The sequence below is a fragment of the Bacillus sp. AFS029637 genome (assembly GCF_002584985.1).
GTDB lineage: Bacteria > Bacillota > Bacilli > Bacillales > Bacillaceae_G > Bacillus_A.
Genome location: NZ_NUPZ01000017.1, coordinates 146,202 through 158,001, shown reverse-complemented (window position 1 = coordinate 158,001; position 11,800 = coordinate 146,202). Strand labels below are relative to the sequence as shown.

Genomic DNA, 11,800 nt, shown 5'->3' with positions numbered 1-11,800 from the left:
AGTGTTCTCAGCCTTTAATATATATAATGGTTCACTTCCATTATGCTTTTAAGATGTGAAATACAAATACACCCCATAAGCTACAAATAAAATTAATAGAATAGAAATGCTAAGTACCGTATATACGATCCATTTTAAATTTGAACTCATACAATCCCCCCTCTCACCTTCTAATAATTCCGGTATATAACAAAAAAGCATTGGATACCCAATGCTTTTTTACTTACGCAAATAAAGACGTATTCGCATATAAAGCTGGTGAACCACCTGAATGTACGAATAAAATGTTGTCCTCTTTATTAAATTTACCTTTTTTAATTAAGTCGATTAGTCCCGCTACTGCTTTACCTGTATACACTGGATCGAGTAAAATACCTTCTGTTTTCGCAAGTAACTGAACTGCTTCTACCATTTCTGCTGTTGGTAACGCGTAACCAGGTCCTACATATTCATCAAAACATGTAACAGCGTCACGTGAAATAAAGTTCGGAATGCCAACGTGAGCGGAAGTTTCGTTTACAAGTTTTGCTACTTTCTCTTCTTGCTCCGCTTTTCCTCTACTTACGTTAATTCCGATTACAGGAATCTGGCTTTGCGTTCCGGAAAAACCAGTGATTAAACCAGCGTGCATACCAGCGCTACCGCTTACGCAAACGACTGAACTGAAATCAATTCCTTGTTCAAATGATTGCGCCATAATTTCTTGCGCACAAGCAACGTATCCCATTGCGCCAGTAGGATTCGATCCACCAACTGGTATTACATATGGTGTATTACCCTTTTCACTCACTTCGTTCGCTACTTTTTGCATCTCTTCCATCAGATCTGCTCCGTTCGGTACAACAATTACGTTTTCAGCACCTAATAAGTGATATAAGAAATAGTTACCGTTAAAGTCTCGCTTCTCTTCTGGCTCAAGACCTTCCTCTAATACAAGGATACATTTCATTTTTTCTTTTACCGCAGCTGCAAGAGTTAAACGGCAATGGTTAGACTGAATACCACCAGCTGTAATTAACGTATCTGCACCTTTTTCCTGTGCGTCCGCAACTAGAAACTCTAACTTTCTCGTCTTATTACCACCAGCTGTTAAACCAAGTAAATCATCTCGTTTAAAATAAATAGTTGGGCCACCAAGTGCTTCAGAAAAGTTGTTTAACTTTTCAATTGGTGTATATGACTCTGTATATTTTTTTCTTGGGAATTTAGATAAATTCATCAATGACGCTCCTTTTGTACTTCTTTCACAATATATGTAACGATACTATTATTACACGGAAAAATGATGACGTCATCTTTCTGAATTGAAAATGTATTGAATTTCAATTTCAGTACGGTATATGAAATTTATATCGACGATTTTTCAAATATATCGTTCATAACTTGAAATATATCAGCGATTTTTCAAATATATCGTTCATAACTTGAAATATATCAGCGATTCGACACGGAATATCGACTTACCGACAAAAAATGACAAAATAAAAAGAGCCCACTCATTAAAAAGTAGACCCTCTTCCAATCTACTTATTTATCGAAAAACGAAGTAGCTGTGTTAATCCCGGCTGTAAATTCATTTCTCCTTTATGGCGAAGGAGGGATTGTAAAGATTGATGGAATAAAAAATTAAGTGTTTTTTAAGAGATTTTTTCTTTTTTTTTTGCAATCCACAATTAGCCATTCGCGCCAATCTAGCTTTCTAGACTTTAACATTGCATAAATGTAAATTTAGATGATAAATCTTTTAGTTTCCGTTACATAACCACAACAAAATACGCTACTTTTTTAAGTTCTCTTCATTTAATCCTAGTAACACTGGTAAAACAAACTCCCCATCTTTTCTGATCAGTACATCATCAAACCAAACTTCACCCCCGCCATACTCTGGCCTTTGAATATGTACTAAGTCCCAATGTATCGCTGATGTATTCCCGTTGTCTGCACCTTGCAACGAATCTCCAATCGCTAGGTGAAAACTACCATTTATTTTTTCATCAAATAACGTATTATTCATCGGATGTAGTATGTAAGGGTTAAAAGCCAGTGCAAACTCTCCAATATATCTTGCTCCCTCATCTATATCAAGAATTTGATTCATTCGCTCTGTATCATTTGAATATGCCTCTATTATTTTTCCATGCTTAATACGTAACTTTATATTTTGAAACGCATAACCTTGTTGAACAGATACTGTATTGAATGTTACTATCCCATTCACTGAATTTTTAACAGGCGCTGTATATATTTCACCATCAGGTATATTATCTGTACCATCTCCCTTTAAAACGCCAATTCCTTCAATGGAAAAATTCAAATCCGTACCATTCCCAATGATTTTCACTTGCTTTGTCTTTTCCATTAATTCTTTTAACGGATCCATTGCTTTGGACATTTTATTATAATCTAACGTACAAACATCGTAATAAAACTTCTCATAGGCCTCCGTGCTCATATTCGCTTCTTGCGCTGAAGCAGCATTCGGAATTCGAGTTGTCACCCATCTCGTTTTATACACTGCTTCACTATGTGCCTTCCCAAATACCTTTTGATACAATTTCATTTTCTCTGCTGGTACATCCGCTAATTCGTATGCATTTCTAGGACTACGGAGATTAATATATACTTGCATCTTACTTAAACGATAACACTCCCAATCTGCAAATAACTTAAATTGTTCTTCAGATCCAGACAAAATCAATTGCCTCGTAACAGAAACGTCACGCATTGATACATGTGCATATCCTCCTACTTTTTCCACTGACTTGATAATTTCACGAACTACTATAGGATCTATTTCAGTAACACTTTGAATTAATACTTGGTCACCAGGTTTCACTTTAGTGGAATGATTAACTAGCACATCTGCTAATTTAGATAACCCTCGCTTCATTACGCTCCTCACCCTTCCATTCCCGTTTCAAAAACTTAATAAAAAAAGAGAAATACTCTTCAAGCATTTCTCTTTTTCATCCGAATGACAGATATAAAATAAATCATTAAAAATATAATGTATAAATTCCATAACGTAGGTATTGCAGCTACACTAAGGTACAGAGTCCCAGGTAATAACCAAAATCCGCTAAATATCATCAAAATAGGTTTCCTAACAAGCACTGCAATTACTGCTAAAAAAGAAGGAAGTAACAAAATGAAAAATACAGTGATATATACTTCCCTATCAAGCATTTGATTGCTGTAAGGATTGAAATAAAGGAAAACGATCGAAAGGATAAAAATGCTTATAGCCGCTAAAACTCCTATATAAACATATACATTATTTTTCATAATCTATCTTCCTTCCAATAGCAACATACTGATGTATAAACGTTACTCCCTTTTTAGTTCGCTTTAAAATTATAAATCGGCTTAATAACATGCTTGATATCGATTGTGTCCTTTGTATTCTCAACAATTTCATCCATTGGCTTATATACCATTAGGGTTTCATCTAACGTGCTTTCTGCAACAGATGTAGTCCAAACTTCTGTCATTGTATTTTGGAAATCCTCTAAGTTAAGTACTTCTTTCGCTTCATTGTATTTTCCTTGTAATTTCAACATCTTCTATTTCTCCTTTCCTTCAACTTCCTCAAAGCAGTATTCACATATATATGTAGCAATATATTTATAATTATATTTTCCATCACTACATTTAATCTCCTTGTTTTCCCTAAAAAAAGAGACACAGAGATTTCTCCCCATGCCTACTTATAGCTTTAAAAGTTAACTATTGATTATTTTTATTGCGCTCTAATTGGTTTTGAATTCCTGACCTATCAATTTGAATCCAATACTCTGCAATTTTCCCATCTTCTACTCTATACACTGCACTTGCTATTTGAATAATTGGAAGTCCTGTAGGCTGATACCCATCGATTTCTCCTACATGCATACCTACTTGTTTCCAACGTACATATACTTTACTTTCTTGTACTAAAAATTCTTGAATTTCTAAAGAAAAATTACCATATACTTCAATCATTTCTCTTACATGTTCAGCATAATCTTCAGGTGTTCTGCAAACTGTTTGTTCTTCTTCAGATACAATTTGATGTGCCAATACTTTTTCTGCCATGAATTGATTTGAATAGTCCGGATTGTTCCCTGAACGTACTTCTTCAAAAAATTTTCTAACAATTTGTTCTGGCGTCATTTAAAAACCCCCTTATTAAGAAATCCCATGCTAATCATATCATAGTTTATTTTAATCTACCTATTAAAGTAAACTGATTCGTGTATACAATAAAAAGACAAAATCTCTTCTTTCTTAAGATATCCCAATTGTTCCTCCTGAAAATTCACAATACTAATTATCTACTTCTTCACCGCATGCACATACTGCACCGTCTCAAAAGCTTTCAAATAATCATTTCGTCCTTCAAAATATACTGTATTTATGTCCTCTGGCGATAAGTGCTCATAAATGAGTAAACCCGACTTCTCTAACAGTGCTTCCATTTCGCGATAAGAATAACATGACTTCATCGGTTCTCCGCCTACTGCAGCCATTTTCACCATGTTTTCAACTCGATTGGACAATCCTTTTTCCGTAAATAAGTTTTCATCGGGATAATCGAAAACGATAGAACTCCCCTCTGGAACCATCTCGAATAAACATTCTATTAAACTAGCAAGTTCCTCTTTCGTTAAATAGTACGAAACACCTAACAGACTAAAGAACGTTTTTTTATGTTCAAATCCTTCATTCCGTAACTGTTCATAGGAAATTCCTTTCGTAAAATCCATCGAAACAAAATGAAGGTGATTTGGAACTTCAAGTTCTGCTTCTTTTATTCTCTCCTTCTTAAACCGTTGTGTAGAAGGATGATCCACTTCAAATATTTCTATTTTATTCTTTAACTCTCGGTGTCTAAAACTGAACGTATCTAAGCCTGCACCAAGTATGACGTATTGTTTTGCGCCTAATGTCATTTCATGTAGTAATACTCTTTCACAATATGCTGCACGTGCTAACGGTGTTGGTGATAACTGCACTTGTGTAATCCATTTTAATATTTCTTTCGGATTGTCTTGAAACTGCTGTGCAATGTCTTTATTGAAAAAATGTATCCCTTGAACCATGTTCGTTTCAATATCATGACGTTCTTTTTGTGAAATGAACTCTTTGGCGATATAATCATCAAAAATTTTAGAACTATCAAACTCACTATGATACGCCCTTCCAAAAGCTGATACTAGCGACGTTATACTTGCTTCACCTTTTTTCACGCACATACACTCCTTCATTTTAACAACAAAAATAGGGTTCCCCTGGCCAGGAGAACCCTATTATACACGTTATTTTTATATTGGTAAATTATAGCATAAATAAGTTTTTTTGTCAAGTTTTCAGCTCGTTATCTCTCCGGTGCTTTGTATGTTCTCTGGCAGGAAAATTGTCGATTTACGCAGAATATTCCAGATTACAACGATATATATGGAGGACAATATGAAACGATTCGTCATTATTACAGTAGGAAAAACTCACAGTGGAAAAACTACATTTGCTAGAGAACTTGAAAAAGAGTTACCCCACTCTTTCGTTATGGATCAAGACAACCAAGCCGAATTTATTAACACGCATTATGAAAAATTACAGCCGGCTAAAGGTCCTAATACATTTAAACACGGACTTTCAAAATTCATTGTTGATTATGCAAAAGAATATACAAATTTACACCTTATTATTTGTAACTCTAACCGCAGTAAAAACGGAAGATTATATTTACTAAACGAATTATTTCCACAAAACGAATATGTACGCATACTCGTTCATTTTGACATCCCAGATAATGTACTTTATGAAAGAGTGGCTCGTAGTAAGCGAAGCACCAATATTTTTAGAGGTGATTACTCTAGCTTCAAAAAAGTACTCAATCGACAACAGGCTGAATCACTACATGAAGATGTCGTAGATCCTATAAAAAACGAGGCTGATTATTTGTTTGTTATTCACGACAGTAAGGATGTAAATTCTACTATAGAAGAAATTGTTCATCTTGCTGAAGAATTGCCCATCCCCCTACCTAAATAATAGATTTTAAACATTACATAATCATAGATTATTATGCAAATAATTCCTCTAGGAGCCGAACATAGTATATAATGATATAATAATCTGCTTTTATATGCTCAATTTTACACAATGGAATTCATCCATAGGAAAGAGGTACAAAATATGAAAACAAAACAAACAATCGCTGCGTCTACACTAGCTTTAGCAATGATTGCTGGCGCAAACTCGGCTCATGCGGAAGTAAATGAGGCTACTCCTCAGCAAAGCGCAGAAGATCGATTAGCTGAAATTAAGCAACATAAACAAGAGGTAGATGCGAAATTGCAGCAGCACAAAGAAAATGTGGATCAAACGTTACAAGAACTTAACCAAGTTAAGCAAACTATCGATGAAAAAGCGAATGAACTACATGAACATAAACAAGTTGCTGATGAAAAAATCAACGAAATTAAACAACATAAACAAGAGTTAGATGCAAAACTTCAGCAAGACAAACAAATCGCCGATGAGAAAATTGCTGAAGTTAAAGAGCATAAACAAGCTATCGATACAAAGGTTAATGAGATTAAAGAACATAAACAAACTGTCGATGAAAAAGTGAATGAAATGAAGCAACATAAAGAGAACATCGATCAGAAGGTTACTGAACTGAAGGAAGTTAAAAAACGTGCGGATGAAACATTAGCTGAGTTAAAGAAGGCGAAACAAACTGCTGAGGATAAACTTGCTGAGTTAAAAGAAAATAAGCCGAATACTGGTAACACGTTAGAAGAACTGAAGAAAATTAAAGGTAATTTAGATAGTCTTTCCGCTAACTTAGAACTAGCTAAACAAGATGTACAAAATAAACTAGCTGAGTTACAAAAAGCGAGACAAGACTTAGAAAATAAATTAAATGAAATTAAGCAATCTAAACAAACTGTTTCAGATGATTTAACACAGAAAAAGCTAGACTTAGACATTAAAATAAACGATTTTAAACATACTGAGAAAAAAATTGATGACAATTTAGCTGAGTTACATACAACGCAGCAAAATGTAGATAACAAAATTAACGAAGTATCACAACCTAAACCAACGACAGCGGATAATAACAATACTACTGTTCCAGCAAAAAACAATGCTAGAGAACTTCCTAACGCTGGTAGCGAGCAATCGAGTCATATGGCTTTAGGAATGTTATCTATTCTAGGTGGACTTTTATTAGTAACACAAAAAAAAATTAAAACGTACTTCTCGAAATAACGCCATTATAAATATATTTATAAAAAGGACAACAACGCTTATATGCATTGTTGTCCTTTTTCATTGTTCAATTTTGTATTAACTGTCCATCCCTAAGCGTCAATATACGATCACATACATCAAGCATTCTTTCATCATGTGTAATCATAATAGCTGCTTTTTGACTTTCTTTCACTTCACGTTTCATCATTTCTACAACTTCACGTGCGCGTTTTGAGTCTAAGCTTGCCGTTGGTTCATCAGCTAATATTAAATCTGGATTGTTCATGAACGAACGAGCGATTGCGACCCTTTGTTTTTCTCCACCAGATAGTTGATTTGGATAATGATTTTTTCTTTCTCCTAATCCAAATGTTGCTAGTAAGTGATCCGCGCGCTTTTCAGATTCTTGTTTGTTTTCTTTTTTAAGCTTTGCAATGTACAGTAATTGTTCTTTTACATTTAAATATGGAACAAGATTTGCGAATTGGAAAATGAAACCGATTTTCTTCAAACGAATGTCTGTCATTTCCTTTTCTGATAACTTCGTAATATTTTGCTCACGAATGTAAATATCCCCTTTTGACGGTGATAGTAATGCACCCGCGATTGATAATAACGTACTTTTCCCTGATCCAGAAGGACCGACGATTCCGATAAATTCTCCAGCTTTCACATCAAGCGATATCGGATGAAGGGCTGTTACTTCAGTATTCCCTTCTCCGTACACTTTACTTACATTGTCTAATTTTAATAATGAAGTCATTACATCCCGCCTCCAATTGCTTCTAATGCATCAACTTTTAATACTTGATATAACGAAATAAGTGTTCCTAAAATACTAATTACGATAAAGATTACTGCATATTGTGCGATCATTGGTGTTGTTAATAAGAACGGCATACCTGCTGGTAAAATTTGTTCTAACCCTTGTACAAGAACAATACTGATTATCATCGCAACGATTGATAAGAATAACGCCTGTACAACTAAGCTATTTGCTAAATAAGTGTTCTTTGTACCGATTGCTTTTAATACACCTAATTGTTGTGTTTTTTGTAATGTAATTACGTAGAAGAATACACCGATTAGTAACGCAGCGATAACAAGTAAGAACGCAATAATCATCGTTAATGTTCCTTGCTCTTCTTTAAATCCTGGAATACTTTGTAATACTTCTTTTTTATCAATTACGTGAGCATTTTTTACTTCTTTATCTGTATTAAGTGCAATTGCATTATAATCTTTTTGGTTTGGTTGTGAAATATCGCCCCATACGTCTTCATTTACATAAACGACTGGTGTATGGCTAAACATTTGATTTTTCGTAAATCCAACGATTTTAAACTCTTTCTTTGAAACAGGATCAATAATTGTATCTCCAATATCGACTCCTTTTTCTTTAATTGATTCATCAGCAACCATTTCATTGTTTGCTGTACCTAATTTCTCACCTTCTACAATTTTCGGTTCTAAAAATGAATCGCGTTCACTTGAGAAAATAGCAACATCAACTTTTTTCGAACTACCTTTCTTTTCATAAGTTGAATTTTTCACACGAAACGGAACGGCCTCTTTCTCGCCTACTTGATTTACTACGTTATCTACCTCATCTTGCTTAATTTGTGAACGAAGTAATTTATTTTCCGCATCATCTGCTAAAACGAACTTATTTGCCTCCATATTTTGAATCGATGAAGCATTATCATATGATAATCCATTTGCTAATCCTGAAATCACAAGGACTAAAAATGATAATAACACCATAATAAGTCCGATTAATCCGTATCTTAATTTTGATTGTTTTAATTCACGCAGAGCTAAAAACATTTCGCTCGCTCCTTTCTCTTACTTTCTATGCACTTATAATAAAAAAGAAATATGAACGGAAGATGAACAGAAGATCAAAAAATAAAGATTAAATTTTCTGAAAGTATTGAAAACAAATAGAATCCTTGATACAATTCAGTCAAATAATATTGACCGAGTAATTTTATTTAAGGAGTTGATCATTTTGAAGCCCATGTTAACACTCACTACTTATAGCCAACTAAAAGCAATAAGCGATCCACTACGTGTCGAAATGATGATGCGTCTATGTGAACGTCCTTATACAGGACAATTACTATCTGAGAAATTCGGCATTTCAAGGGCGAAAATTCATTATCATTTAAAAGAATTAGAAAAGAATGGTTTTATAGAGATTGTTTATACAGAAGAAAAGAATGGCATCGTTCAAAAATTTTATCAATCTGTCGCGAAAGGCTTTACCCCTGCCGCAGAGTTATTACCTCATCTAGAAATATTAAGTGAATCAAGTCGCCAAATCTTTTTACAAATGACGGAGACAACGAAAAGCCATATTCTCGCTGCACCGGAAGAAGCTTTTACATTACGAAAAATAAGCGAAGACCCAGCTGAGTGGAATTACGTTTCATCCTGCTGGGAGTTTGATGCCACGCCAGAACAATTTCAAGTGTGGGTGAAAAAATTTTATGAATTAATGTATGAATTAGACGAGATCATAAAAGACGCGGAAAAAGATCCAAATAGTAAATCCTACTACATTTCAACTACTGCACTACAAATCGATGAAAAAGCAATGCAGCGGTTTGTGAAAAAAGAAGAAAAATCGTAATACGATTTTTTTTACAACAACGGTCAATTTTATTTTACCGATTAATTTTTTTATAAAGGAGTAGATAAAGTGGACGTATTAAAAAACAGGAATTTCTTCTTATTATTTTTAGGGAGAATTTTTACAAACATAGGAGATAGTTTGTATTATGTAGCGGCGATGTGGCTCGTATATAAACTAAGTGGCAATCCTTTTTATTCTGGATTAGCTGGTTTTCTTACGTTATTACCTTCTGCACTTCAATTTCTTACCGGTCCATTCGTTGATAGATGGTCAATTAAAAACACCCTCGTCATCACACAAGTTTTGCAATGCATTCTTATTTTAATCATTCCTATTACACACTACTTTGACCTACTAACAGTCCACCTACTACTCATCGTTATGCCCATCGTAGCTTTTATCGAACAATTCGCCTATCCCGCACAATCGAAAGCTTTACCACTTCTACTGCATAAAACACAACTATTAAAAGGAAATTCACTCTTCTCATTTGCATATCAAGGCATCGATTTAATTTGTACGACTCTTTCTGGAATATTAGTAGCACTATTTGGCGCCGTTACTTTATATGTAATCGACTCTTTTACATTCGCGATTACTGCCCTTTTGTTCTTTTCATTAAAAATACCGAAACAAACCGAAGCAAACACATCACTTTCAACTAAACAATATTTCTCTGATTTAAAAGAAGGTTTTTCAATCGTCTTCCGTTCATTAATGGGCGTATTCTTAATCGGTTCCGTTGTCGCTAATTTTTCAATCGGTATGACGATGGCAATACTCCCTTCTTTCGCTGACTCTTTAGGCGGTGTGAAATTATACGGCTTCTTTTTAGCCGCTATATCAGCTGGTAGTCTAATCGGAGCACTATTCAGTTCGTGGGTTGGTAAACGTCATGTTGGCCGTGTTTCCATTATTAGCTTTGCGGCTGGTGCTGTCTTTTGGTTTTTCTCTACGATTGTACCGTTTCAATGGCTATCTATTTTCTTATTCGGCCTAGCTTGGATACCAATTGGTGCGACCAACATATTATTTGCGACAATTAGTCAAATTGTAATTCCAAATCAATATATTGGACGCATCAACTCTGTCATGCGAAGTATGGGCACCATTGCGATGCCGTTTGGTTCTTTAATTGGCGGATACACTGCGAATGTATTTAGTAGCCAACTCATTTTCGCGCTCGCAAGCATCGGAATCTTATTCATTTCTCTCGTATGGCTACTTCATCCGAAATTACGAGCATTGCCGAAAGCTGATGAAATTACAGCGGATACTTTTGGGGTTCGGTTTAAGGAAGAACGTGGGAAAGGTGCAGCTTTATAGCAAACAAGCATAACCCCGTTCTAAATTTAGAACGGGGTTATGCTCGGATGTAAGTTTTATTCAATAATAACGCTCTTTAATAGAACGAACTAGAACGTTCTATCAACGATTTGCTGGCCATGCCCCCTGCATTTTCCTTAATTGAATAATTTGGCCCGTATGATAAGCATCATGAAGCATGATGTCCAGTAATTTCCCCTCAAGTGAATTTTGCTCAAGCTCTTTTTCAGTAATTGCACTCAACACCTGTCTTAAATTACGTTGAGCATTTTCAGAACGTTCAACGACTTTCTTCCATTCTTTCTCATCATTAGATTGATTGGTAAGATAGAAGGTTTCACCACCATCGAGATTATTTGTCCATTCACGGCCTTCCAAGTTTGCAGCAAGCCGCTCTTTGTAATATGTGAGATGATTAACGTTCTCCCAAATGGTGTTCGTTACCTCTCCAGATGGCTTCCACATAGCCTGTTCGGCTGTAAGTCCTTCTATAGCATGTTTAAACGGTGCATACCAACTCTCTTTATCGAATGTTGAATCTAGTGCATTTAATAACAAATCAACTCGTTTCAAAATAATCTCCCCCTAAATAGT

The 11,800-nt window shown here is 34.9% G+C and carries 12 protein-coding genes and 2 pseudogenes; 4 read left to right on the top strand and 10 right to left on the bottom strand.

Annotated elements, in window-relative coordinates:
- Window positions 1–223: 223 nt before the first annotated feature.
- The 7 genes and pseudogenes from cuyA to COE49_RS07890 all read right to left on the bottom strand — a co-directional run bounded on the left by cuyA (window position 224) and on the right by COE49_RS07890 (window position 5,234).
- On the bottom strand, window positions 224–1,219 hold the full coding sequence (gene cuyA / locus COE49_RS07920) for a D-cysteate sulfo-lyase (RefSeq protein WP_098252528.1): 996 nt from the start codon (window positions 1,217–1,219) through the stop codon (window positions 224–226).
- A 304-nt stretch (window positions 1,220–1,523) separates the two neighbouring features.
- Window positions 1,524–1,595 (bottom strand): annotated as a pseudogene (locus COE49_RS27210) (DUF4073 domain-containing protein); the annotation flags it as partial.
- A 182-nt stretch (window positions 1,596–1,777) separates the two neighbouring features.
- Window positions 1,778–2,890: an aminopeptidase gene (locus COE49_RS07910; RefSeq protein ID WP_088229627.1), complete on the bottom strand. Its 1,113-nt coding sequence runs from the start codon at window positions 2,888–2,890 to the stop codon at window positions 1,778–1,780.
- A gap of 59 nt (window positions 2,891–2,949) precedes the next feature.
- Window positions 2,950–3,285 (bottom strand): hypothetical protein, encoded by a 336-nt coding sequence (locus tag COE49_RS07905; protein ID WP_098252530.1) that lies wholly within the window; start codon window positions 3,283–3,285, stop codon window positions 2,950–2,952.
- Between the two features lie 53 nt (window positions 3,286–3,338).
- Window positions 3,339–3,533, bottom strand: a pseudogene (locus COE49_RS07900) (RtcB family protein); the annotation flags it as partial.
- A 193-nt stretch (window positions 3,534–3,726) separates the two neighbouring features.
- A complete protein-coding gene (locus COE49_RS07895; RefSeq protein ID WP_098252531.1) occupies window positions 3,727–4,152 on the bottom strand; it encodes an ester cyclase in 426 nt (141 codons plus the stop codon).
- Window positions 4,153–4,313: 161 nt separating this feature from the next.
- Window positions 4,314–5,234, bottom strand: coding sequence for a class I SAM-dependent methyltransferase (locus tag COE49_RS07890; RefSeq protein ID WP_098945815.1), 921 nt, complete (start codon window positions 5,232–5,234; stop codon window positions 4,314–4,316).
- Between the two features lie 214 nt (window positions 5,235–5,448).
- Here COE49_RS07890 and COE49_RS07885 point away from each other — a divergent pair, with 214 nt between their 5' ends.
- Together COE49_RS07885 and COE49_RS07880 are read left to right on the top strand one after the other, a co-directional pair.
- On the top strand, window positions 5,449–6,033 hold the full coding sequence (locus COE49_RS07885; RefSeq protein WP_098252533.1) for an AAA family ATPase: 585 nt from the start codon (window positions 5,449–5,451) through the stop codon (window positions 6,031–6,033).
- 144 nt (window positions 6,034–6,177) lie between these two features.
- Window positions 6,178–7,260: an LPXTG cell wall anchor domain-containing protein gene (locus tag COE49_RS07880; protein ID WP_141556620.1), complete on the top strand. Its 1,083-nt coding sequence runs from the start codon at window positions 6,178–6,180 to the stop codon at window positions 7,258–7,260.
- A 67-nt stretch (window positions 7,261–7,327) separates the two neighbouring features.
- Here the strand turns inward: COE49_RS07880 and COE49_RS07875 are convergent, their stop codons facing one another.
- Together COE49_RS07875 and COE49_RS07870 are read right to left on the bottom strand one after the other, a co-directional pair.
- Complete coding sequence (locus COE49_RS07875; RefSeq protein WP_088229633.1) at window positions 7,328–8,005, bottom strand: ABC transporter ATP-binding protein; 678 nt, start codon at window positions 8,003–8,005, stop codon at window positions 7,328–7,330.
- On the bottom strand, window positions 8,005–9,069 hold the full coding sequence (locus COE49_RS07870) for an ABC transporter permease (protein ID WP_088229634.1): 1,065 nt from the start codon (window positions 9,067–9,069) through the stop codon (window positions 8,005–8,007). Before COE49_RS07870 ends, COE49_RS07875 begins: the two co-directional genes overlap by 1 nt.
- Before the next feature lie 184 nt (window positions 9,070–9,253).
- Between COE49_RS07870 and COE49_RS07865 the strand changes: the two genes are divergently transcribed.
- Both COE49_RS07865 and COE49_RS07860 read left to right on the top strand, forming a co-directional pair.
- On the top strand, window positions 9,254–9,877 hold the full coding sequence (locus tag COE49_RS07865; protein WP_098945814.1) for an ArsR/SmtB family transcription factor: 624 nt from the start codon (window positions 9,254–9,256) through the stop codon (window positions 9,875–9,877).
- 69 nt (window positions 9,878–9,946) lie between these two features.
- Window positions 9,947–11,206, top strand: a complete 1,260-nt coding sequence (locus tag COE49_RS07860; protein WP_098945813.1) for an MFS transporter — start codon at window positions 9,947–9,949, stop codon at window positions 11,204–11,206.
- A gap of 102 nt (window positions 11,207–11,308) precedes the next feature.
- Here COE49_RS07860 and COE49_RS07855 read toward each other — a convergent pair whose 3' ends face one another.
- On the bottom strand, window positions 11,309–11,779 hold the full coding sequence (locus COE49_RS07855) for a DinB family protein (protein WP_098252536.1): 471 nt from the start codon (window positions 11,777–11,779) through the stop codon (window positions 11,309–11,311).
- Between the last annotated feature and the right edge of the window lie 21 nt (window positions 11,780–11,800).